The sequence below is a fragment of the Bacillus sp. FSL L8-0099 genome, from assembly GCF_038006385.1.
GTDB classification, from domain to species: Bacteria; Bacillota; Bacilli; order Bacillales; family Bacillaceae_G; genus Bacillus_A; species Bacillus_A toyonensis.
In genome coordinates, this window is sequence record NZ_JBBOVC010000001.1 from 1,204,425 (window position 1) to 1,226,961 (window position 22,537).

Annotated in this window: 25 protein-coding genes, 1 tRNA gene and 1 pseudogene; 18 read left to right on the forward strand and 9 right to left on the reverse strand. The window is 34.5% G+C overall.

Annotated elements, in window-relative coordinates; translation table 11 throughout:
- Positions 1-73 precede the first annotated feature (73 nt).
- The 7 genes from MHH42_RS06250 to MHH42_RS06280 all read left to right on the forward strand — a co-directional run bounded on the left by MHH42_RS06250 (position 74) and on the right by MHH42_RS06280 (position 5,115).
- Positions 74-436 carry a hypothetical protein gene (locus tag MHH42_RS06250; protein ID WP_001034135.1) on the forward strand — a complete coding sequence of 121 codons (363 nt, stop codon included), beginning with the start codon at positions 74-76 and terminating at the stop codon, positions 434-436.
- 17 nt (positions 437-453) lie between these two features.
- A complete protein-coding gene (locus MHH42_RS06255) occupies positions 454-723 on the forward strand; it encodes a hypothetical protein (protein ID WP_001193096.1) in 270 nt (89 codons plus the stop codon).
- Between the two features lie 80 nt (positions 724-803).
- Complete coding sequence (locus tag MHH42_RS06260) at positions 804-1,349, forward strand: hypothetical protein (protein ID WP_001267647.1); 546 nt, start codon at positions 804-806, stop codon at positions 1,347-1,349.
- Positions 1,350-1,517: 168 nt separating this feature from the next.
- Positions 1,518-2,114 (forward strand): DUF4878 domain-containing protein, encoded by a 597-nt coding sequence (locus MHH42_RS06265; RefSeq protein ID WP_000756068.1) that lies wholly within the window; start codon positions 1,518-1,520, stop codon positions 2,112-2,114.
- 766 nt (positions 2,115-2,880) lie between these two features.
- Entirely contained in the window at positions 2,881-2,949 is a 69-nt protein-coding gene (locus MHH42_RS06270) for a hypothetical protein (protein ID WP_131232464.1), read from the forward strand.
- A 32-nt stretch (positions 2,950-2,981) separates the two neighbouring features.
- Positions 2,982-3,881, forward strand: coding sequence for an ABC transporter ATP-binding protein (locus tag MHH42_RS06275; RefSeq protein WP_016108039.1), 900 nt, complete (start codon positions 2,982-2,984; stop codon positions 3,879-3,881).
- Entirely contained in the window at positions 3,874-5,115 is a 1,242-nt protein-coding gene (locus MHH42_RS06280; RefSeq protein ID WP_340893012.1) for an ABC transporter permease, read from the forward strand. Before MHH42_RS06275 ends, MHH42_RS06280 begins: the two co-directional genes overlap by 8 nt.
- 334 nt (positions 5,116-5,449) lie before the next feature.
- On the opposite strand, the gene MHH42_RS06285 is transcribed toward MHH42_RS06280, so the two are convergent.
- From MHH42_RS06285 to MHH42_RS06310, 6 genes are all read right to left on the reverse strand, one after another.
- Complete coding sequence (locus MHH42_RS06285; RefSeq protein ID WP_070172881.1) at positions 5,450-5,923, reverse strand: hypothetical protein; 474 nt, start codon at positions 5,921-5,923, stop codon at positions 5,450-5,452.
- 402 nt (positions 5,924-6,325) lie between these two features.
- On the reverse strand, positions 6,326-6,511 hold the full coding sequence (locus MHH42_RS06290; protein ID WP_016108042.1) for a hypothetical protein: 186 nt from the start codon (positions 6,509-6,511) through the stop codon (positions 6,326-6,328).
- Between the two features lie 63 nt (positions 6,512-6,574).
- Positions 6,575-6,739, reverse strand: coding sequence for a hypothetical protein (locus MHH42_RS06295; protein ID WP_016108043.1), 165 nt, complete (start codon positions 6,737-6,739; stop codon positions 6,575-6,577).
- A 163-nt stretch (positions 6,740-6,902) separates the two neighbouring features.
- The gene (locus MHH42_RS06300; RefSeq protein ID WP_016108044.1) at positions 6,903-7,082 is read right to left on the reverse strand and encodes a hypothetical protein; all 180 of its coding nucleotides are present in this window, start codon (positions 7,080-7,082) and stop codon (positions 6,903-6,905) included.
- Between the two features lie 120 nt (positions 7,083-7,202).
- Positions 7,203-7,275: transfer RNA gene (locus tag MHH42_RS06305), tRNA-Val, on the reverse strand.
- 193 nt (positions 7,276-7,468) lie between these two features.
- Positions 7,469-7,684 (reverse strand): hypothetical protein, encoded by a 216-nt coding sequence (locus MHH42_RS06310; RefSeq protein WP_000929646.1) that lies wholly within the window; start codon positions 7,682-7,684, stop codon positions 7,469-7,471.
- A gap of 435 nt (positions 7,685-8,119) precedes the next feature.
- Here MHH42_RS06310 and MHH42_RS06315 point away from each other — a divergent pair, with 435 nt between their 5' ends.
- From MHH42_RS06315 to MHH42_RS06330, 4 genes are all read left to right on the forward strand, one after another.
- On the forward strand, positions 8,120-8,347 hold the full coding sequence (locus tag MHH42_RS06315; protein ID WP_000251867.1) for a hypothetical protein: 228 nt from the start codon (positions 8,120-8,122) through the stop codon (positions 8,345-8,347).
- Positions 8,348-8,500: 153 nt separating this feature from the next.
- Entirely contained in the window at positions 8,501-9,787 is a 1,287-nt protein-coding gene (locus MHH42_RS06320) for a D-alanyl-D-alanine carboxypeptidase family protein (RefSeq protein ID WP_000247036.1), read from the forward strand.
- A 194-nt stretch (positions 9,788-9,981) separates the two neighbouring features.
- The gene (gene sipW, locus MHH42_RS06325; RefSeq protein WP_000767788.1) at positions 9,982-10,551 is read left to right on the forward strand and encodes a signal peptidase I SipW; all 570 of its coding nucleotides are present in this window, start codon (positions 9,982-9,984) and stop codon (positions 10,549-10,551) included.
- Between the two features lie 64 nt (positions 10,552-10,615).
- Positions 10,616-11,203, forward strand: a complete 588-nt coding sequence (locus MHH42_RS06330) for a CalY family protein (RefSeq protein ID WP_070172882.1) — start codon at positions 10,616-10,618, stop codon at positions 11,201-11,203.
- 129 nt (positions 11,204-11,332) lie between these two features.
- On the opposite strand, the pseudogene MHH42_RS06335 reads toward MHH42_RS06330, so the two are convergent.
- Positions 11,333-12,702, reverse strand: a pseudogene (locus MHH42_RS06335) (IS1182 family transposase); the annotation flags it as partial.
- A gap of 214 nt (positions 12,703-12,916) precedes the next feature.
- On the opposite strand from MHH42_RS06335, the gene MHH42_RS06340 reads away from it, so the two are divergent.
- Together MHH42_RS06340 and calY are read left to right on the forward strand one after the other, a co-directional pair.
- Complete coding sequence (locus MHH42_RS06340; protein ID WP_081339516.1) at positions 12,917-13,750, forward strand: DUF4047 domain-containing protein; 834 nt, start codon at positions 12,917-12,919, stop codon at positions 13,748-13,750.
- A 427-nt stretch (positions 13,751-14,177) separates the two neighbouring features.
- Complete coding sequence (gene calY / locus MHH42_RS06345; RefSeq protein WP_000053720.1) at positions 14,178-14,771, forward strand: biofilm matrix protein CalY; 594 nt, start codon at positions 14,178-14,180, stop codon at positions 14,769-14,771.
- 75 nt (positions 14,772-14,846) lie between these two features.
- On the opposite strand, the gene MHH42_RS06350 is transcribed toward calY, so the two are convergent.
- Together MHH42_RS06350 and MHH42_RS06355 are read right to left on the reverse strand one after the other, a co-directional pair.
- On the reverse strand, positions 14,847-15,170 hold the full coding sequence (locus MHH42_RS06350; RefSeq protein WP_000578873.1) for a helix-turn-helix domain-containing protein: 324 nt from the start codon (positions 15,168-15,170) through the stop codon (positions 14,847-14,849).
- A gap of 79 nt (positions 15,171-15,249) precedes the next feature.
- Positions 15,250-15,384 carry an anti-repressor SinI family protein gene (locus MHH42_RS06355; protein WP_000276222.1) on the reverse strand — a complete coding sequence of 45 codons (135 nt, stop codon included), beginning with the start codon at positions 15,382-15,384 and terminating at the stop codon, positions 15,250-15,252.
- A 345-nt stretch (positions 15,385-15,729) separates the two neighbouring features.
- Here MHH42_RS06355 and inhA1 point away from each other — a divergent pair, with 345 nt between their 5' ends.
- The 5 genes from inhA1 (at position 15,730) to potC (ending at position 22,515) form a co-directional block, all read left to right on the forward strand.
- The gene (gene inhA1, locus MHH42_RS06360) at positions 15,730-18,117 is read left to right on the forward strand and encodes a M6 family metalloprotease immune inhibitor InhA1 (RefSeq protein WP_340893018.1); all 2,388 of its coding nucleotides are present in this window, start codon (positions 15,730-15,732) and stop codon (positions 18,115-18,117) included.
- A 157-nt stretch (positions 18,118-18,274) separates the two neighbouring features.
- A complete protein-coding gene (locus MHH42_RS06365; RefSeq protein ID WP_000028364.1) occupies positions 18,275-19,642 on the forward strand; it encodes an aldehyde dehydrogenase in 1,368 nt (455 codons plus the stop codon).
- Between the two features lie 237 nt (positions 19,643-19,879).
- The gene (gene potA, locus MHH42_RS06370) at positions 19,880-20,863 is read left to right on the forward strand and encodes a spermidine/putrescine ABC transporter ATP-binding protein PotA (protein ID WP_000720326.1); all 984 of its coding nucleotides are present in this window, start codon (positions 19,880-19,882) and stop codon (positions 20,861-20,863) included.
- On the forward strand, positions 20,860-21,708 hold the full coding sequence (potB, locus tag MHH42_RS06375) for a spermidine/putrescine ABC transporter permease PotB (protein WP_000715502.1): 849 nt from the start codon (positions 20,860-20,862) through the stop codon (positions 21,706-21,708). The genes potA and potB overlap by 4 nt, the downstream gene beginning before the upstream one ends.
- Positions 21,709-21,714: 6 nt before the next feature.
- Positions 21,715-22,515 carry a spermidine/putrescine ABC transporter permease PotC gene (potC, locus tag MHH42_RS06380; protein ID WP_000714202.1) on the forward strand — a complete coding sequence of 267 codons (801 nt, stop codon included), beginning with the start codon at positions 21,715-21,717 and terminating at the stop codon, positions 22,513-22,515.
- Positions 22,516-22,537: the final 22 nt, after the last annotated feature.

Genomic DNA, 22,537 nt, shown 5'->3' on the forward strand with positions numbered 1-22,537 from the left:
ACCACAAAAACCATTTACTACATGGAAGCTATATTGTATAATCCAATAAAATAATAGAAAAGGAGAATAGTATATGAATAAAAAAGCTATCTTCTTTTTATTAACAAGTCTACTACTTGTAGCTAGTATTACTTATATAATATGTAACACACGAGAACAAGTACCACCTATATTAGTATGGGAGGACCAAGAATACTACGTTACGGATGAACCTGCTCAAGCAGAAGAAGTCGGGCAAAGGCTCGGAGAAGTGACAAAGAAAATTGAAGCAAGTAAAGCACCTACTAAAAATAGTGAATCTAATACATTACAAGAAAAAACAGAAGTATTCACAATGATTGAAGAAAAAAAAGATGATCAATCGCCTTTAATCATAAAGGAACCTTATGGTGATGAATATAGAATAGTAAGGCCGATGTTAAAGCAAGTACTATAATAGAAAAGGAGACTCATATGCAGACAATAGCTTCATATCCGTGGTCGTTAAGAAAAATATTTGTCTTTTTCCTTTGCTTTATTCTGCCTCCTATCGGTTTCATTTATATTTTGATGAATAGAGAAGCACTACAAAAGAGAGATTTCATTTTATATGTATTATTTGCTGCTATTAATATATCGCTTTGGTTATCATTGATGATTTTTGATAGGAGTATGTGGATGGTAGCGGGGCATGATGTGCTTAGCGTAATTGTTATTATTGTTTCGAATATGAATAAGGGATAACCCAGCAATTTTAAAGTTGCTGGGTTTTATTTTGATATTTATAATGAAATAACAAATCTTTAATAGAGAGTAGTGGCATTATGAGATGGAGAGCAGGAACGTTTGAAAAAATAGAAACAAACCATGCATCTATTGAACAAATTATAAATACATATAAGAAACAAAACTTAAATGGTGGAGCGGTTATAAGCTGTTTTAAAGTACATAACGAAAACTTTTTCAAAGAAATACCACATGGAGAAGATGGACACGAGCACTTTTTCAGAAGAATCTGCAACTCTTTAGATATAATCAATAACTTAGAAGAATTAAAAATACATACATCAGATAAATATAAGTTTCGTTTTAAAGAGCATCAGGCAGTCATGCTTGATGGTAGCATTGCCGCTCAAATTTTGTGGGGCGGAGCGTATGAAGCATTTCAAGAACGGCCGGTTGCTGCGAAGCAATTAGCGATTAATGTATGCCAATATATGTTCCAAGATCGATACGAAGATATTAAAGTGTTTGAAAGTGACCACCCTTGGACAGATTGGTTTTACGATGTTGCATGGGATGCTACTTGGATGGTATTAGATAGTAAGGAGCATAAAATGTGGTTAATTTGTGCTACGGATACGGATTAAAAGATAAAGAGTCTTGTAGAAATGCTACAAGGCTCTTTATCTTTTGGGAAAGAATAGAAAATAAATCGTATAAATGTTATACTAAAAAATGTTTGTAATGTAAGTTTTATACTGTTGTATAGTGATGGCTTACTAGAAAAGAAAAGGTAAGGTAAGAGGAGAATGAACGTGAAAAAGGTAAAGAAATTATTGCTACTAATGATGGTAATAGGGTTAACAGTTGGTGTTCTAGCAGGATGTGCAAACCCGAAAGATACTGCTGAAGAATTTTTAACAGCAATACAAAAAGGGGATGTAGAGAAGGCTCGTACATTCGTTGAAAGTGACAAGGAATTTAATAAACTAAATGAAAAAACAGATGATGCTGAAGCAAAAGAAATGCTAAGCGCAATTACGAAAAACTTTAAATTTGAAAAACTAGAAGAAGTATCAAAAACAGATGATAAAGCAGAAGTGAAAGTGAAAATTACATCTGCTGATCTATCTGTTGCCGTAACGAAAGCAATGGGAGAAGTTATGCCAATGGCCTTCGCTAGTGCCTTTAGCGAAGATAAAGAGCAATCTGAAAAAGCAATCGAAAAAACAATGACATCAGCTATCATTAAACATTTATCAGATAAAGATGCAATAATGGCAACACGCGAAGTTACATTGAACTTAAAGAAAAACAAAGATGGTGACTATAAAATCGTTGCTGATGATAACTTGAAAGAAGTATTGTTTGCGAATGCTAAAGCTTTGGAGAAGATGTTTGGTGGGAAGTGATTGACTTACATAAAAAAGAGACATCATATCACGTAGTAGGGTGATATGGTGTCTTTTTTTATGACCATGGAGAGGTTTGAACTCACGATATCCATTCTAAAAATTTTATATCATGTTTTTATAAATATATAACATAAAGCTAGTTGTAACAGGGAAGATACTGTATTCGATGTTTTCTTAGGCAGATCCTGTAACGTAGAAAAGTGAAATTTCTAGACCAGATTTTAATTAGTTTTCTTTCAGTTTTAATGAGGAGATGTACGAAGATGTTGTGACTATGCCTGCTGAATACTATTAATTGTGAAGTTAAATAAGACAACAATTTATTAGAGGAAGATTAGTTAGTTTAATTATAAGATTTAGGTGTTTAACAGGGTTACTAATTAATTTCAGTTCTCCCATGAAAAATTAAAGAAAAAGTATTGATTAACAAATTCGTGTTTTAAGTGAATGTGGGGGCTTCTTTAAATAAAGGTGGTCAACACTATGTAAATAATTAGGAGTGCTAAAATATGCAAAATTGCATATTAATTATTTTAAATCTTATGCTAACTTTATAATGCGAAATATAACATTTGTTGGTAATGATTCATTTTTGAAGGATAAAAAATGAGATATTACAGTGAATTGTGTGCCATCGTCCTATATTATAAACGATAATAACGAAAGCTATTTGAAGTCCTTTGAGGGAAATAAGTTATTAAAGAAGATACCATATAGAAGATTTTTCGGAATTTAAGATGTTACAAATGTCATCTTATTTTTAATGTCTGATAAAAGTGATGCCATTAGAGGGCAAAATATTGTGGTTGACTATGGATATACAATTGTATAAATAAATCATCTTGGGAATTAAGGTTGTGGATAATGAGTTTACTAATTAAAGATTTAACAAAGAAATTTGACGAGCATGTTGCAGTGGATAATTTGAATATCGAGATACCGAAAGGTGAAATATTTGGGTTCTTGGGCGGGAATGGAGCAGGTAAAACGACTACATTTCGAATGATACTTGGACTTTTATCGAAATCAAGCGGAACCATTTCATGGAATGGTAAACCTATAAATTATGATGTTACAGATAAGATTGGGTATTTACCAGAAGAACGTGGTCTTTATGCGAAAATGACTGTCAAAGAACAAGTTAACTTTTTTGCAAAATTAAAGAATATGAAAAGTAAAGATGCAGAAAAAGAACTGCACTATTGGCTGGAGCGTTTTAATATAACTGAGTATCTGAACAAAAAGGTAGGAGAACTTTCAAAAGGGAATCAGCAAAAAATTCAGCTGATAACAGCGATTATACATAAGCCTGAACTCTTAATTTTAGATGAACCATTTAGTGGTTTAGATCCAGTAAATGTTGAAATGTTAAAAGAAGCTGTTCTTGATATGCAAAAACAAGGGTCGTCGATTCTTTTTAGTTCACATCGTATGGAACATGTGGAAGAATTATGCCAACACATTTGTATCATGCACAAAGGAGTATCTGTTGTTCAGGGAGACATTGCCAAAATTAAAAGTGACTTTGGTAAAAAGAATGTTGTAATCGTTGGCGATCATGACTTTGATCATTTAAAAGAAATAAAAGGTGTGGAAAGTATGAAGAAACGTAAGAATGCAGTTACTCTTAAAATTTCATATGAAGAAGTTTCGCATGTTTTATTTAAAGAGATAACGAAATTAGGGTATGTTAAAAAGTTCGCAGTGGAAGAGCCTACACTAAATGACATCTTTATTGAGAAAGTAGGTGCACAGCATGAATAGTTTCTGGACGATTTTTTTACAAAACTATAAATCTAAGGTAAAAGCTAAATCATATATTGCTATTACAATCATAATTTCTATGTTAATTATAGGACTGATGAACTTTGACAAAATTTATAACTATTTTGTAGGTAACGAGGAAGAGCAAGTTGTCATTGTTACAGAAAAAGAAGAATTATATACAACTATTCATCAAGTGTTTAAAAATGTCGATAGTAAGATGCATGTTAAACATAGTACGGATAAACAAAAAGCAGAATCGGGCGTTAAAAATGGTGATTATTCATATGCTATCGTTGTAGAGGAATTGGAAAATAAACAACTAAAGGCTACGTATATAACTGAGACAGATGTAAATCAGCAAGATGTTAGCAAGGTTCAAACGATTTTATCTCAAATACAATCTTCTAATTTCGCTCAGCAATTGAATCTATCGCAAGATGAATTAAAGGTGTTAACGACGCCAGTAGAAATTCATACCAAAACTGTTTCAGATAAGGTTAAAGATGGAGAACATACAGAGGGTGTAGGAATTTTAATTAATACCTTTATCATGCTAAATTATTTTATGATATTATTGTATGCTGCGCAATTAGCTACAGATGTTGCAACAGAAAAATCTTCTCGTGTAATGGAGTTAGTTGTTTCAAGTATTTCGCCTACAAAACATTTATATGCGAAGCTATTCTCAACATTATTGGCAGGTATTACACAAATGATAATTTGGGGCTTGGTCGCAACTGTTGGGTATAAAATAGCAATTAATGAATCGAAAAATGATATTTTAAATAGTATTGATTTAAACTCTGTTGCTCCTACTCTAGTGGCGTATGGGATTTTATTCTTCACATTAGGATTCTTATTATATGGCTCATTATCTTGTCTACTCGGCTCTATTATTAGTCGTATAGAGGAGTCTTCTCAAGCTGTTATGCCACTGATGTTTATGTTAATTGCTGCTTTGTATATCGCACTTTATGGAATGTCAAATCCAAGCAGCACGGTTGTTACCGTTACTAGTTATATACCTTTCTTTACTCCTATTGTTATGCTCGTACGAATTGGATTCCTCAATATTCCAGTATGGGAGATTACGCTTACATTAGCGATTCTATTAGCAACAATATGTATGATGATTGGTTTAACGAGCCGTGTTTACCGCGGCGGCGTATTATTATATGGTAAAGGTGCATTTAGTAATATAAAGAAGGCAATCAAGTTAGGGAAGAAATAAGATTAGCTCATTCATTTTTGAGACTTATATTTACAAAGAACTACATGGTTAATCTATGTAGTTCTTTATTTTTTGTAAAATGTATATAAATAAATATAAAAGAATGTGTTGTCAATTTAGAAAGCGTTGATAATTTAAAAAACCTTATGTTGTAAACGATAGAAAAAGAAGAAGTAGGATCATAAACACATATGCACCATTAGGTAAATACGTGGAATTTATAAAATAGGTAGGGACTGTTTCGTTCCCTACCTACCTATCTATCTATTTCTGAATATCGATATTCAATTTTATATATAAAAAAATAAGCTCCGAAAAGCTTATTTTTTCATGATTATTCTCCTCTTCCTGTAACTGTCATTCCTGCTGTGTAAATTGTATCTACAGAACCATCAGCGCTTACAATTTCAACTTTGTAACGGTATGTTCCATTATCTCCAATATCTTCGCCATATCCTGTGAAAGTAGAAATTTCATCATTACTTCCAGCTGGAACCCATTGATTTTTCCAATTGAAGAAAGTATCATATTCTCCCCAGCTATCTCCATATTTCTTTTCGATGCTGACATTGTAATGAATATCCTCAGTTCGGTCATTTGTAATTCTTGCAATTACGTTTTGCCCAAATCGGTATTCCGTAGCGTGTACTTGAACTGTAACACCATTCACCGTTTCGCTAGGACCACAGATATAACGACAGAACTCGCTTGCTCCGTCAGCATGTGCTTTAGGTGTATCAATGTTCATAACCGTGAAACCGCCCAAAGCTAAAGCTCCTGTTAATAATACTTTACCAAATGTTTTCACTTGAAATTCCCCCTAAGTATATTCTCAATTCGTTCAATAGATATCACATTAAGTAGTTTTATAACATTAATCTAATCGAACGCTTTTTTTCCTCGAGTGTATTTGCTATTAATCTTGTGTCGTGTAGTAATCTAATCTCTACATAAAATTCCATAGTTTTGATTCCATATATGTATCATGATTTACTTAGAATAAATCTGTTAATACGTTTTGGTTATTTACTTATCCCACCCTCATTTTACCTTTTATTGGTAAAATGTTATTTTTATTATATACTACTATTATTTATTTACAAGAGAAAATAATCCTGTATGCAAAAGTGCATGATAAAGTCTCATTAACATTTTCTTTAATTTTTTGATGATACGATTTTTTAACATCTTTAATTATAGAATTGTACCTTCATTCCATATCCTTTAACCATCCTTCACGTAGAAATATACTCGTGTTGATTTGTCCCGTTTTCAATAGCGCATTCATACGAGCCCTTGAAATCCCCAATATTTCAGTCACTTTCGAAGTCAATAAAATTTCTGTTTTGGCAAATTCCCTTTTATCGAATGGTTGCATTATATATACGTCGGTCATAGCAATTGCTCCTTATAAAAAAATGGGCCTATGTTAAACATAGACCGTTGTATACCATTGTGCTTAGTAAGCGCTTGGGTTACCTCGTAAGATAGTTTCAATTCGCTCAGCGGATTGAAAATCAAACAATTTTATTACAAGCAGTAAATCACAGCATCTCGTTTCCTTGAGAATTTCCGCTACCAAACTTGCATCTTCTAACAGCCCCATTTCTACATAGCGCTCCATTGTTCTGATTCCTATTTCTGTATCTTGATGCACGTAAATATGGCCATCAAAGCATACACATTCATTTTTTAATCAATAAACCCAGTCATAAATAAAATTTGTTGTAATATCGGTCATATAGAATATTTGAGCATTTTCTGTTCCATGAAATGCTTTTATACTATTAAACATAAGAAGGAATTGATTCAATGATTTTGGGGCGTGAATTCTGTTTTACTTTACTATCAATAAATCTTTCGAATACGCGTTCAACAGAATATTCTTTTGAAATTTTGCTAGTTTTCCGTTTGTGGGGTTGTCGTTTTTTTACGATTTCTTTTTCTGTGAAGTATGTTAAAGACATAAAAAAAACTCCTTCATTCTCATTTAGAGTTAAAGGAGGAGTTTCGATCAAAACTTGAGCGGTACTCACCGTTAGTTTTGCTCAAAATATGAAATTATCAACAGTTGATACAAAAGGATATGACCCCGGAGAGGCTCGAACTCACGACCTCCACCCTGTCAAGGTGGCGCTCTCCCTGCTGAGCTACGGGATCTTCAAAAATACTTATGTAATAGCATCTTTAATAATAATGCTAAAGCAATTATATATAATTAACTGAAATTTTACAATATTTATACAGGAAGTTTTTAAAGATGGATCTTGTACAATCATGCTAGAAGTGAATAAAGGAATAATTAATAAGAAGGAAACTGAATAGAAAGTAGGTTTTAAATGTAGAGGTTATATTATTTACGATATTTATCCAAAGGGTTTTCATCGCTTAAATCAACAAGTAAAGGACATAAGAATAGCAAAGGTAAAGCAGCATTAGCATGATGAAAGGTATCGTTAGAAAGGTATTGCCTTCCAAAACAATACGGACAATCTTTTTCAAATGTCACAAGTATCGACCATACATCTTTTATTTTCCACTTCGTCTTACAATATGTACAATGTGCCATAGAATTCCTCCTCATTTTTAGTTTTTTTAATATATTCCATTTGATTGTACGAAAGCAAAGTGTATTTGATGTGATAAAATGAAAGTTGTGTTGTTTTTATACGGATGTATTTAGTAATGTATGACAAATTGTATAACGTGTGATGGCTATGTAGAATAAGGGATTTTCACTTTCGATATTCAAATTGGCCAATATATCCTTTTTACAATTTACTTAAAATCATGTATAACAGAGATACAAGATTTTTTTACCCCGCATTAACGGGCAGTAAGATCCCCGCTCAAAATTCAGCGAAAGCAAAGAAGTTAGGTGGGAGATCAACTGCCCGTAAAAGCCCGATTGGTGAAGGCTAATAATCCGTGGGGGATGAAGAAAACCCCCACGGATTAAAGTTTAACTTTATAAATATTCAAGAGTAGAGGGAGAATTATTGTAATGGTAAGAAAAACGTTCAAGATGCGCGTTTCTAGAAATAGAACGATTTCGATTAATGGCTCGATTCTTGATGTAGATGTTACGCATGATGAGTTTTTGCAAGAGCTTGTTGAGTGGGTCGATTCTAAAGGTTGGTCATTTATGGGGATGACGGATGAGATTACGCCTGAGGAAGCAAGTCAGAAGTTAATAGATTCGTTAATTGATGAGAAGGATAAGAAAGAGTAATTCCTTCTTATTTTTATTGTATAATTATGTCCTTTATCGTAAAAATATGATATAGTAAAAAATAGTGATTTTTCTTCCAATTTAATACAAATTACATATAGATTGGTAGATTCATTTTTTATTTGTAGGAGTAAAGTGAAAAGGGAGAGTCATATGGTAAATTTCAAGAAAATTTTGGTTTTTATTACAGTTATTAGTTTGTTTTTATTGACACCTATGACGTTGCGTGCTGAGACGAATATTGGAGTGAATCCGGAGCAAGTGGCACCACCACCTAAGGAAGGGCCAAATGTTTTTAGTCAGTTTGCAGCTACGATTGATGCGAAAACAGGTGATTTGTTGTATGACAAAAATGCACATCATCGTGCGTATCCAGCTAGTGTGACGAAAGTGTTAACAGCGATTTTGTTAATGGAGCATACGAAGCCAGAGGATCAGTTTACATTTTCGCAATTAGCATTAGATCAAGAGAAGAGCAATTATCAAATTGAGTTTCAACCCGGTGAGACGGTGAATAGAAATACCGCGCTTATGATTTTAATGGTGTTAAGTGCGAATGATGTGTCGTATGCGATTGCAGAGCATATTGGTGGAAGTGTTGAGAATTTTGCTAATATGATGAATGAAAAGGCAAAACAGTTAGGTGCTACAGATAGTCACTTTGTAACACCAAATGGACTGCATGATCCGAACCATTATACGACGCCGTATGATATCGCTATGATTACGAGAGGTGTGCAAAAGTATCCTGAAATTTTGCAAGCGATGAATACGAAAAGAACGACAGTTACTACATCTAGGCAGACGGTGTCTATTTTTAATAAATCTATTTATTTTGAGAACCCATATAGTATCGGCGGTAAGACGGGGTTTACGAATGAGGCACGTAATACGCTCGTTTTATTAAATGAGAAAGATGGAAATCGTATTATAAATGTAGTAATGGCTTCTCAAAGACCTGAAATCTATGAGGATTTAAAGCAGATGGCGGAATATTCTTTTGGGCAATTTACGAAACAAACGGTGCTAGATAAACATAGTTGGCATCAAAAGACAACGTATTTAAATAAAGATATTGATAGCGAACTTGAAAAAAGTGCAGAGCTTGTGCTTAAGAAAGATGAAGGGAAAAATGTGAAAACTATTTTTCGGGCCGCTTCATTAGATAAAGACTCTTTGTATCATAAGGGAATCCATCGTGGTGAGGTAGTTGGTGCAGTCGATATTACGAAAAATAATCAAACAATTGCGACGATAAATGTTCTTTCAAAAGAAGATGTTACTTTTGCGATGCCTAAAAAGGATACAATTGAGCCTGAAATAACAGAGTCAAATGTGAAAGTGATAAGTATTGGGATAGGTGCGATTGTATTAGTTGGAGTCATTTTATATGCTGTGGTGCGCCATAATAGACAAGGAATAAAATCAGAAGAAAAGTAAAAAAGCATGAGGACTGTGAAGAGATTTTGTCACAGTCTTTTTTATATACGGAAAAGAAGTTTAACTAATAATTGTAAATTTTTTTATTGCAATAACTCGAAGTTCGTTATATCATTTACTTGTGTTCTTGTTAAAGAACACAAGAAGCATTGCATACTTCAAATAATATAAAACAACGGAGAGGGAGAGAGACGATGAAATTAATTTGGAAGATAATTAGCAACGCGATCTCATTTGTTTTATTTGCATTGATGGTTTTCTTAGCTTTTGTAGTCATTTCTTCAAAAGCGAGCGGTGGGGATCCGACAGTGATGGGATATCAGTTTAAGAGCGTTCTTTCAGGATCGATGGAACCGACGTTTTTAACAGGATCAATCATTGCAATAGAGCCAAAGAAAGATGGTTCTAAATATGAAAAAGGTGATGTTATTACCTTTAAAGAGAAAGATCAAAAAATTATCACTCACCGTATTATCGGTGTGAAAGATACAAATGGAAAAGTAATGTATGAAACAAAAGGGGATAACAACAACGGACCAGATTTAGAACCAGTACTTGCAGAAAATGTAGTTGGGAAATATGCAGATATTACAGTTCCGTACGTTGGTTATTTACTGAATTATGCGAATTCAAAAGCGGGAGCAGCATTACTTCTTATTATTCCAGGCGTCTTTTTACTTGGTTATTCCGCGATTTCTATTTTTGGCGCTATTCGTAGCATTGACGGAGAAAAGAAAGATAAAAAAGTAGAACAATCCGTCTAGATCGTTTGGTTATACTTTCCGTTTAGGAAGTTAACAAATATATATATATTAAGGGGATATGGACATGACTTTAAAGAAAAAGTTAGGAATGGGTATCACATCAGCAGTACTAGGAGCAGTATTAGTTGGTGGAGGAACATTTGCGTTTTTCAGTGATAAAGAAGTGTCAAACAATACATTTGCGGCTGGTACACTTGATTTAGCATTAAATCCATCAACAGTTGTTAATGTATCGAATTTAAAACCTGGTGATACAATTGAAAAAGAATTTAAACTAGAAAATAAAGGCTCCTTAAATATTAAAAAGGTTCTACTGAAAACAGATTATAATGTAGAAGATGTAAAGAAAGATAATAAAGATGATTTTGGTAAACATATTAAAGTAACATTCTTAAAAAATGTAGATAAGCATGAGACAATTGTGAAACAAACTACATTAGATAAATTGAAGGGTGACACACTTACAGCCGTAGATAATGATTTAGCTGCTTGGTTCTGGGATGAAAAAGGTATTTCTGCAGGTAAATCTGATAAATTCAAAGTGAAATTTGAGTTCGTTGATAATGGGAAAGATCAAAATCAATTCCAAGGCGATAAGTTACAATTAAATTGGACGTTTGATGCACAACAAACAGCAGGTGAAGAAAGATAATAATAAAAAAGGGCTATCATATGGATAGCCCTTTTTCCAGAGTGTTGGGAAACCCTTTAGGGTTCCCAACATTCTGCAATCCTTTTTAATTTTAGTAAATGAAAACAATATAAAATAATAAATTTTAGAAAAACAGCCCTCCACCAGACCTTTTTTGGTTAGGTGAAGGGCTATTTTTTTCATGTTTTGACAAGCTGCGGTGAGGTAAGCTTGCATTTGGACAGACTTCAGCCCTCGAAACCGAGCATATCGATAGCCATGTAGTTCTTTGGCATCCGCAAAGCTTCGCTCTATAGTTGAACAGCGTACTTTATACAGTCTTTTCCCTGTAGCTGTTAGTTTGTTTTTTCTAGCGATATCTTTATATTTTTCCCATATATGATGAGTGATAACTTTTTGTTTTTGTTTTTTTGAAAAGCATACCTCACGTAGCGGACAAACAGCGCAGTCTTCTGGATTTGATTTATATTGACGATATCCTTCGCGATCCGTTGTCGTATATTCTAAAATACATCCCATCGGACAAGCAAATACATTCATTTCTTTTACATATTTAAATTGGCTTTTCGGAACGTCTTTATTTCGCTTTCCAAATCGGCGATACCCCATCACCATAAATATATTCTGTTCTGATAGTTTCTTACAGATATAACCTGTAAAATAGCCTGCATCAAGAGCTACAGCTTCAACTTTGAATCCGAATTTATTAGTTTGAGCTTGTAGACGTGCTAAATACGGCTCGGAATCCGCCATATTTCCAGCCGTTATATAGGTATCTGTAATAATATTATATTTCGCATCAGTCGTACGATGATCTAAGAAATGAAAACCGTTCGGTTTTCCATCCCTCATTAAAAATCCACTATCTGGATCCGTTGTACTGATACGAGTTTTTTTAGTGGGGGTATCACTTTCCTTTCTAGGTCTTAATTCTTTTTTCCATGTACCTCACGATCTTCGATTACCGCAGCTTCTAGTTCATCTATATAGAACTTTGCCTTTTCTTTTTTATATTTATGTACAAATTTATTTTTATTGGCATTCGCCTTAATGTGTGTAGAATCTGTCATCAACGCACGTCCTCCCACCATACGGTGCTCGGTCGCTTGACACACAATCTCATCAAAAATTTCTTCGAAAATATTTGTATGAATGAAACGAGTACGGCGATTCCAACTGATTGTAGAATGATCTGGAATTGTATCTGATAGAGAAAAACCTAGAAACCAACGGTAGGCAATATTCGTTTTGATCTCCTTTTCCAATTGTCGCTCTGAACGAATACCATAAAAATATCCGATAAACATCATCTTAAATAAAACGATAGGGTGAATTGACGGACGACCATTGTTTTCACAGTAATAAGGGCGTAACTTTTCCTCAATAAAATCAAAACTGATTGTCGCTTCAATCGCACGAAGGAAATGGTCTTGCGGAACTAATTCTTCTACAGAAACGGATACACGCTCATCACGATGATTTTTTAAAGCACCCATCATAAAAAATCTCTCCTTTACCTCTTTTTTATCAGTGTTGACACATAAAAAGAGGTTCAGACACATAAACAGGCTGTGGAGAAGACTTTCTCCACAGCCTGAAAAAAGGGCTATCATATGGATAGCCCTTTTTCTATTTTTCTAGTATATAGCTATCATTTTATATAGTTCTTTATTATAATAAAGATAATGTTCTGTATAAAGAACGGAATGTTCGATGGGAGAGATTAAGATGCTGAAAAGACCACGTAATTTAAAAAAGATGCTTATATTGCCGTGTATGTGCTCTATTACGTTTTATTTAGGATCTCAAGTTATGACGCATACAGAAGCGGCATTCATTCATGAAACGAAAGTAGAAGCGAGTATTTCTACAGCAATTATATTTCCGAAAACAGTTACTACATTAAAAGAACAGGCTGAGCAACATAAAAAGTTTATTGAGCATGAGTATGGAACAATGAAGGGGAAACTGAAAGTAACTTCTATTGAAGAAATAAAACAGGCAATTTCTGTATGGCAACAAGGTCGTGAGAAAATTGTTTCTGAGAAGGAAGCCTTGCAAAATGTATATACTGAAATAGAAGCTCCTTACAACCAAATACAGGAAGAATTAAAAGTAACTAAAGATGAGTCGATTCAAAAAGTAGCCTTATATGTGAATGAAGGCTTTCAGATTATAAAAGAGAAGCGAGATTATATTGAGAAAGAAGTTAGTTTGAAAGCTATTGATGAGCAAATTCAGGCTCTACAGCAACAATTAAACGTTGCACTTGAAGCGGAAGGACAAAAGAAAGTAGAAGAACAGAAGAAAGTAGAAGAACAGAAGAAAGCAGAAGAACAAAAGAAAGTAGAAGAACAGAAGAAAGTAGAAGAACAGAAGAAAGCAGAAGAACAGAAGAAAGCAGAAGAACAGAAGAAAGTAGAAGAACAGAAGAAAGCAGAAGAACAAAAGAAGGCAGAAGAACAAAAGAAGGCAGAAGAACAAAAGAAAGTAGAAGAACAGAAAAAGCTAGAAGAGCAGAAGAAAGCAGAGGAACAGAAAAAATAGAAACAGATAAAAGCGGGGTAACTGCTTTAGTGAAACAGCTGGAAAACAAGAATGTGGTGCAAGAGATAACGAGCGAATAAGCAAAACGATTAATGTTTTATAGGAGTGTGAGGGAACGTTAGCCCTCACCTCTTTGTCTTTCTTTTTTCTTATAATATGAAATGTATTTGCGTGTGAAAAAAGTTATAAATTAGTATAAAGTAGTATATATTACTTTCTGAAAAATCAAAATAATATTGAGAAATAAAAATAATTGAAAATACTAAAAAATGTTGTTGTATTTACATAAGTTTGTTCGTTATAATGAACTTAAGGTTTTTGAAAAAGAACAAATATTAGCATCGCTAATATAGTTTTATTTACATCTCTTAATTTATATGAGAGATAGCAATGTAAAAATACAAAAAACAGCTAGGGGGAATTGATTGTGAGTCTGAAAAAGAAATTAGGTATGGGAGTTGCATCAGCAGCATTGGGGTTATCTTTAATTGGTGGAGGAACGTTTGCATTCTTTAGCGATAAAGAAGTATCAAATAATACATTTGCAGCTGGGACGTTAGATCTTACATTAAACCCTAAAACGCTTGTGGATATTAAAGATTTAAAACCAGGGGATTCTGTTAAGAAAGAGTTCTTACTAAAGAACGATGGTTCGTTAACAATTAAAGACGTTAAATTAGCAACAAAGTATACTGTGAAAGATGCAAAAAATGATAATGCTGGGGAAGACTTTGGCAAGCACATTAAAGTAAAATTTATTTGGAACTGGGATAAACAAAGTGAGCCTGTATATGAAACAACTTTAGCAGACTTACAAAATGCGGATCCAGATCTTTTAGCTAAAGACATCTTTGCTCCTGAGTGGGGAGAAAAAGGTGGATTAGAAGCTGGTACAGAGGATTATCTATGGGTACAATTTGTATTCGAAGATAATGGTCAAGACCAAAATAAATTCCAAGGTGATACATTGAATTTAGAGTGGACATTCAATGCTAACCAAGAAGCTGGGGAAGAAAAATAAAAAAAAAGCGGGTATCCCCCGCTTTTTTTTATAAAGAAAAAGAAATGCCAGTTTGTAAGCACTCCTTTTTATATATTATTTTTGATTTTTCTTCCACTGTGTAAATTCAAGAAATTCACGAAACTGTTCTTTAGAGACACCAGAGTTCATTGCGTCTTTAACGAGCTGTGTCCATTCGGAGTCTAGGCGAGCTTCCTTTTCTGTTTCGTCATGAAGTAAAGTATCAACTGGAATTTGTAGAACTGCTGCGATTTTTTCAAGAAACTGAATGGAAGGGTTTTTTTGTAAATTTCGTTCTATAGAACTAATGTAAGATTTAGCAACACCAGCTTTTTCGGCAAGTTCAGTTAATGAAATACCTTTTTGTAAACGAAGGCGTTTTATACGTTCTCCAATCATGTTTGCGCACCTTTCTATCAATATGTCGTCGTCTTATGATGTCATTATTATAACATAAACTTCGTTAAAAAGAACAAGGCTATTGAGCTTGACTTGATGGCTTCATACGTTGGAAAAAGTGTTCGATATCTTGTAGGGCGATACCAGCATCTAGAGCTTCAAGTATTAAATCAATCCATTCTTGATCCAGTGTGTCCGTCTTATCTTTGTACAATTGTAATTCCTCCCTAATTATCGGTCATAACTGCTGCTACAGAATAAATGATAATAAAACCGAATTTTTTATTTTATGTATCGAATTATCAAATATTGTGTAGGTAAAACAAAGATAAAATCCCCATTAAACTCCCTCGATGGAAATAATTATAAATTGTTCGATAAAAACTTTCAATATTTTCAGAAAACATTGTTGAATTGTGATATATCCGTATACTAACTATGAAATTTTTACAAATATATTAAAAAAATTACATAATATAACTAAATATTGAAAAAATATTGAATTTTTAATAAAATTCAAATTGTAATACATATTATTTATTAGGGGAGGAAATAAGGGATGAACAAGAAACCATTCAAAGTATTATCATCAATTGCTTTGACAGCTGTATTAGGTCTTTCATTTAGCGCGGGCACTCAGTCTGTGTACGCTGAAACGCCTGGGAATAAAGCAGCTACGAGCCCAGTTGATGACCATTTAATTCCAGAAGAGCGTTTAGCAGATGCACTGAAAAAGCGTGGGGTAATTGATTCGTCAGCTTCAGAGAAAGAAACAAAGAAAGCTGTCGAAAAGTATGTAGAGAACAAAAAGGGTGAAAATCCTGGGAAAGAAGCAACGAATGGGGATCAACTTACGAAAGAAGCATCAGACTTTTTAAAGAAAGTGAAAGATGCGAAAGCAGACACGAAAGAAAAACTAAATCAGCCAGCAACAGGGACACCTGCAGCGACAGGCCCAGTTAAAGGCGGATTAAATGGTAAAGTACCAACTTCTCCAGCAAAACAAAAAGCATATAACGGCGATGTTCGTAAAGATAAGGTACTTGTTTTACTTGTAGAGTACGCTGACTTTAAACATAACAACATTGATAAAGAACCTGGTTATATGTATTCGGAAGACTTTAACAAAGAACACTATGAAAAAATGTTATTCGGTGATGAGCCATTCGCATTAGAGGATGGAAGCAAAATCGAAACGTTTAAACAATATTACGAAGAGCAATCCGGTGGTAGTTACACAGTGGACGGAACAGTTACAAAATGGTTAACAGTTCCTGGTAAAGCTGCTGATTACGGTGCAGATGCTGCTACAGGCCATGATAATAAAGGACCAAAAGGACCACGTGATCTAGTAAAAGATGCATTAAAAGCAGCTGTAGATAGCGGTCTTGATTTATCACAGTTTGATCAGTTCGATCAATACGATGTAAATGGTGATGGAAATCAAAATCAACCGGATGGTTTAATCGATCACTTAATGATTATTCATGCGGGTGTTGGACAAGAAGCTGGCGGTGGTAAATTAGGTGATGATGCAATTTGGTCACATCGCTGGACAGTTGGACCAAAGCCGTTCGCAATTGAAGGTACGCAAGCGAAAGTTCCATATTGGGGCGGAAAGATGGCAGCATTCGACTACACAATTGAACCAGAAGATGGTGCGGTTGGTGTATTCGCGCATGAATATGGTCATGATTTAGGTCTTCCAGATGAGTATGATACAGACTATACGGGTCATGGTGAGCCAATTCAAGCTTGGTCTGTTATGAGTGGCGGTAGCTGGGCTGGTAAAATCGCTGGAACAACGCCAACAAGTTTCTCACCACAAAATAAAGAGTTTTTCCAAAAAACAATCGGTGGTAACTGGGCAAATATCGTAGAAGTAGATTACGAGAAATTAAATAAAGGTATTGGTCTAGCAACATATTTAGACCAAAGTGTTACGAAATCTAACCGACCAGGTATGATTCGTGTTAACTTACCAGATAAAGATGTAAAAACAATTGATCCAGCATTTGGTAAACAGTATTACTACAGCACAAAAGGTGACAATCTTCACACGAAAATGGAAACACCACTGTTCGATTTAACAAATGCAACGAATGCGAAATTCGATTTCAAATCATTATATGAGATTGAAGCTGAGTATGATTTCCTTGAAGTACACGCTGTAACAGAAGATGGACAACAAACGTTACTTGAAAGACTTGGCGAGAAAGCAAATAGCGGAAATGCAGATTCGACAAATGGAAAATGGATTGATAAATCATATGATTTAAGTCAATTCAAAGGTAAGAAAGTAAAATTAACATTTGAGTACATTACAGATGGTGGTTTAGCATTAAATGGTTTCCTACTTGATAATGCATCATTAACAGTAGATGGTAAAGTTGCATTCTCAGATGATGCAGAAGGTACATCACAATTTAAATTAGATGGTTTCGTTGTTTCTAGCGGAACAGAGAAGAAAAAACATAACTACTATGTAGAGTGGAGAAACCATACTGGATCAGATAGCGCATTGAAATTTGCTCGCGGTCCAGAATATAACTCAGGTATGGTTGTATGGTATGCAGACTCAGCTTACTCAGATAACTGGGTTGGTTTACATCCAGGACACGGTTTCCTTGGTGTAGTTGATTCTCATCCAGAAGCAATTGTAGGAACTTTAAATGGTAAGCCGACAATTGACAGTAGTACACGATTCCAAATCGCTGATGCGGCGTTCTCATTCGACAAAACGCCAGCTTGGCAAGTTGTATCTCCAACGCGTGGAACGTATACGTACAATGGCTTAGCTGGTGTACCGAAGTTTGATGATTCGAAAACGTATATTAATCAACAGATTCCAGATGCAGGACGTATTTTACCGAAGCTTGGTCTTAAGTTTGAAGTAGTAGGACAAGCTGATGATAATTCTGCAGGTGCTGTTCGTTTATACCGTTAATACCGTAAAACTACCGAGAGATTTTCTTTCGGTAGTTTTTTGTGAGCAATGAATTTTATATAAAAGAAAAAATTATATATAATGTAATTTTACGAGTAAAAAAGTTCTATATAAATAATGAAAGAATTGGATGAAAATAGTGGGAGAAGGTGAATAGATGAGCATTTCTTCTATTGTAAATAAACAAAAGCAATATTTTTATAATGGATATACGAGAAGTATAGAAACAAGAAAAAATAATTTAAAAAAGCTTTATGATGGAATTCAGCGTTTTGAAGAAGAGATATTTCAAGCATTGAAATTAGATTTAAATAAGTCAGTTCATGAGGCGTTTACAACGGAAGTGGGATATGCATTAAAAGAAATTTCTTTTCAATTGAAACATATGTCATCGTGGAGTAAACCGAAGCGAGTTCGAACAGCATTAACTCATTTCGGATCGAAGGGGAAGGTAGTACCAGAACCGTATGGTGTGACGCTTATTATTGCGCCATGGAACTATCCGTTTCAGTTAGCAATTGCACCTCTAGTAGGAGCGCTGGCAGCTGGGAATACAGTTGTTTTAAAGCCGTCAGAGTTAACGCCTAACGTTTCAAAAGTGCTTACGAGAATGTTAGAGGAATTATTCCAAGAAGAGCTTGTAGCGGTAATAGAAGGCGGGATAGAAGAGAGTACGGCATTGTTAAAGGAAAGGTTTGATTATATTTTCTTTACAGGTAGTGTTGGTGTTGGAAAAGTTGTGATGGAAGCAGCAGCCAAAGAGTTAACGCCGCTTACGTTAGAACTTGGCGGAAAAAGCCCATGTATTGTACATAAAGATGCAAAAATAGATGTAACAGCAAGGCGGATTGTTTGGGGTAAGTTTTTAAATGCAGGGCAGACATGTGTAGCACCGGATTATATGTACGTTCATTCTTCCGTGAAAGAACAGTTAATCGAGGCGTTAAGACATGAAATTACGGAGCAGTATGGAAAAGAGCCACTGAACAATGACAATTACGTAAAAATTGTGAGCGAGCGTCATTTTGAACGATTATGTCGATTCTTACAAGATGGTCAAGTCGTAATTGGCGGGAACTATAAAAAAGATACATTACATATTGAGCCGACAATAGTAACAGATATCACGTGGCAAGATGCTGTTATGGAAGATGAAATTTTTGGTCCGATTTTACCGATTATAGAGTATGACAAAATAGAAGATGTTATTGGCACAATTCAGCAACATCCGAAGCCGTTAGCGCTATATGTATTTTCTGAAAATAAAGAAGTGCAAAAGAAAGTGACGAGTAATATTTCATATGGCGGAGGGTGCATTAATGATGTTGTCTATCATCTTGCAACGCCATATTTACCTTTTGGGGGCGTTGGAAGTAGTGGATTAGGTAGTTATCATGGGGAAGAAAGTTTTCGGACTTTTTCACATTATAAAAGCATTTTAGCCCAATCTACGGCATTCGATATGAAAATTCGTTACTCTTCTACAAAAAGTGCTTTAAAATTCATACGAAAGTTGTTAAAATGATGATGGTGTTTATCAGTAGGCGTAGCCGTATGATAATAGCCCCTTCGCAATGGAAGGGGTTTTTCTGTTCGACATTATGTATCATGAAAAAATGAATCAAACATACTACATAAAGAATAGAAGTGAACGCTTGCTAAATAACCATTTTGTTTGGATCGAAACAAAAAATAGTCTATAAAACATAAATATTTATTCATGAATATAAAAATTAAAATTTAAGGTAGATAGGACGGGAAAATGAAAAAAATTATTAAAGTTGAAGCAGTAGAAAAACATTTTGGAAATCAAGTGATTATCCCACCGCTTTCTTTAGATATTAAAGAAGGAGAGTTTTTAACAATTTTAGGGCCGAGTGGTTGCGGGAAAACGACGTTACTTCGTATGATCGCAGGATTTGAAACTCCAACTAAAGGGAATCTTTTATTAGATGATGAAAAGATTAACGATTTGCCGCCATATAAGCGTCATATGAACTTAGTGTTCCAACATTATGCACTATTCCCGCATATGAATGTGGAGAAAAATATTTGTTTCGGTATGAAAATGCAAAAAGTACCAGCGGCAGAACAGAAAGAACGTGCTGAAGAGGCAATGCGTTTAACGCAGTTACTAGAGTTCCGTAATCGTAAACCTATGAAGCTGTCTGGTGGGCAGCAGCAGCGTGTAGCAATTGCGAGAGCGATTGTAAATAACCCACGTGTATTACTATTGGATGAGCCACTTGGAGCGCTTGACTTTAAGCTAAGAAAAGATTTGCAACGTGAATTGAAAAACTTACAACGCAATTTAGGGATTACGTTCATATACGTAACGCATGATCAAGAAGAAGCGATGAGCATGAGTGACCGTATTGTCGTTATGAATAAAGGACATATTGAACAAATCGGAACACCGAAAGAAATTTATAATAAGCCGAAAACGTTGTTCGTTGCGACATTTATCGGTGAAAATAATATTGTGAAAAACGGGGAAGACTACGTAGCAATTCGCCCTGAAAATGTAAAGGTACGTTCGGTTGAAGAACCAATTTTAGAAGATTACCATCTTGGACATATTGAAGACATTGAGTTTGTTGGAAATATGGAAAAGCTTTATGTACGTGATGAGAAAACAGCAGAATTATTGATGGCGTATCAAACAGCTGAAGAAGCAGCACAGTGGAGCATTGGAGATAATGTATATGTAGGATGGGAGCAAGAGGACGAGGTGACCTTAAATTGAAAAAAGGGAAATTACTCGCACTACCTACAGTCGCGTGGCTGTTAATCTTCTTCCTAGTTCCACTTGTATTCGTATTGGGTTTTGCCTTCATGCAGCGCGGAGCATACGGAACAGTGGAAATGCAATTTACGTTAGATAATATAGTACGTGTGTTTGACCCATTGTATATGGGAACATTATGGGAAACAGTAAAGATTGCTGTTATTACAACAGTACTTTGTTTATTAATTGGTTATCCATTTGCGTATACAATTACAATTGTTGATCGTAAATATCGTTCTATTCTTTTATTATTGGCAACGATACCGTTTTGGATTAACTTCCTTGTTCGTTCATATGCGTGGATTGTTATTTTACGTTCACAAGGTCTTGTGAACACACTGTTATTAAAATTAGGTATTATTAGTGAACCGTTAAATTTACTATATAATACGCCTTCTGTAATACTTGGAATGGTATATTCTTTATTACCATTTATGATTTTACCAGTGTATGCAGCAATTGAGCAGCTGGATAAGCGTAAGCTAGAAGCAGCTTATGATTTAGGTGCAACACCAGTAAAAGCATTTTGGAATGTAACAGTACCAATGACGATGTCAGGAATTGCTACTGGTTCTATTTTAGTATTCGTTTCTTCTATCGGAATGTTTGTTGTATCAGACGTGATGGGTGGATCGAAAGTAGCATTAATCGGAAACGTAATCCAAAACCAATTCTTAGGTGCGCGTGACTGGCCGTTTGGATCTGCGTTATCTATGATTGTTGTTCTATTCTCTGTTCTGTTAATTTACTTATATTATCGTGCAACGAAAGTATATAAATATGATGGGAACGGAGGGGAATAGGCAAAAATGAAAAAGTTTTTAGTTTCTTATTCTTGGTTAATTTTATTGTTCTTGTATTTTCCAATGATGGTTTTAATGGTATATTCCTTCAATGATTCTCGAATTAATGCGGAATGGGAAGGCTTTACATTCCATTGGTATACAGATTTATTTCAAAAACAAGATGTTATTGATGCGTTTGTAAATAGTATGACGATTGCAGTTATAACAACAGTTGTAACAACGATACTTGGTATGTTTTTTGCGATAGCATTACATCGTTACAAATATCGTTTTGAAGGGGCCATTAATGGTCTTGTATATTTACCTATTTTAATTCCTGATATATTAATGGGATTATCTTTACTTATCCTATTTAGTCAATTAGGTATGGAACTTGGACAAACAACAATTATTATCGCACATATTACATTTAGTATTTCATTTGTTGTTGTTATTTTAGCGGCCCGTCTTTCTAGCATGGGACGTGATTTAGAAGAGGCTGCAAATGATTTAGGAGCAACGCCATGGCAAACGTTTCGCCATGTGACGTTTCCGGCAATTGCACCGGGAGTTGTTTCAGCAGCGTTATTAACATTCACATTATCAATTGATGATTTTGTAATTAGTTTCTTCGTATCAGGACCAGGATCAACAACATTGCCATTATACATTTACAGTATGGTTAAGCGCGGAGTATCACCTGAAATTAATGCCCTTTCTACAATTTTAATTGTTGTTATTGTAGGATTAATGGTGCTATCGGAAATCTTCCGTAACAAAGGTGCAGATGGTGAAGAAAACTCTGGAGGACACCTTCCTTTATAATACGAACGATATAAAAAGTACG

Excerpts from the sequence above, each read along its gene's own strand:
- MHH42_RS06315 (WP_000251867.1), top strand. The coding sequence starts at position 8,120 with ATGGTAAGAAAAACGTTCAAGATGCGCGTTTCTAGAAATAGAACGATT.
- MHH42_RS06280 (WP_340893012.1), top strand. The coding sequence starts at position 3,874 with ATGAATAGTTTCTGGACGATTTTTTTACAAAACTATAAATCTAAGGTA.
- MHH42_RS06250 (WP_001034135.1), top strand. The coding sequence starts at position 74 with ATGAATAAAAAAGCTATCTTCTTTTTATTAACAAGTCTACTACTTGTA.
- MHH42_RS06295 (WP_016108043.1), bottom strand. The coding sequence starts at position 6,739 with ATGGAGCGCTATGTAGAAATGGGGCTGTTAGAAGATGCAAGTTTGGTA.
- MHH42_RS06340 (WP_081339516.1), top strand. The coding sequence starts at position 12,917 with ATGGGAGAGATTAAGATGCTGAAAAGACCACGTAATTTAAAAAAGATG.
- sipW (WP_000767788.1), top strand. The coding sequence starts at position 9,982 with ATGAAATTAATTTGGAAGATAATTAGCAACGCGATCTCATTTGTTTTA.
- MHH42_RS06350 (WP_000578873.1), bottom strand. The coding sequence starts at position 15,170 with ATGATTGGAGAACGTATAAAACGCCTTCGTTTACAAAAAGGTATTTCA.
- inhA1 (WP_340893018.1), top strand. The coding sequence starts at position 15,730 with ATGAACAAGAAACCATTCAAAGTATTATCATCAATTGCTTTGACAGCT.
- MHH42_RS06260 (WP_001267647.1), top strand. The coding sequence starts at position 804 with ATGAGATGGAGAGCAGGAACGTTTGAAAAAATAGAAACAAACCATGCA.
- MHH42_RS06290 (WP_016108042.1), bottom strand. The coding sequence starts at position 6,511 with ATGACCGACGTATATATAATGCAACCATTCGATAAAAGGGAATTTGCC.
- MHH42_RS06300 (WP_016108044.1), bottom strand. The coding sequence starts at position 7,082 with ATGTCTTTAACATACTTCACAGAAAAAGAAATCGTAAAAAAACGACAA.
- potA (WP_000720326.1), top strand. The coding sequence starts at position 19,880 with ATGAAAAAAATTATTAAAGTTGAAGCAGTAGAAAAACATTTTGGAAAT.
- MHH42_RS06365 (WP_000028364.1), top strand. The coding sequence starts at position 18,275 with ATGAGCATTTCTTCTATTGTAAATAAACAAAAGCAATATTTTTATAAT.
- potC (WP_000714202.1), top strand. The coding sequence starts at position 21,715 with ATGAAAAAGTTTTTAGTTTCTTATTCTTGGTTAATTTTATTGTTCTTG.
- MHH42_RS06255 (WP_001193096.1), top strand. The coding sequence starts at position 454 with ATGCAGACAATAGCTTCATATCCGTGGTCGTTAAGAAAAATATTTGTC.
- MHH42_RS06310 (WP_000929646.1), bottom strand. The coding sequence starts at position 7,684 with ATGGCACATTGTACATATTGTAAGACGAAGTGGAAAATAAAAGATGTA.
- MHH42_RS06275 (WP_016108039.1), top strand. The coding sequence starts at position 2,982 with ATGAGTTTACTAATTAAAGATTTAACAAAGAAATTTGACGAGCATGTT.
- MHH42_RS06330 (WP_070172882.1), top strand. The coding sequence starts at position 10,616 with ATGACTTTAAAGAAAAAGTTAGGAATGGGTATCACATCAGCAGTACTA.
- MHH42_RS06320 (WP_000247036.1), top strand. The coding sequence starts at position 8,501 with ATGGTAAATTTCAAGAAAATTTTGGTTTTTATTACAGTTATTAGTTTG.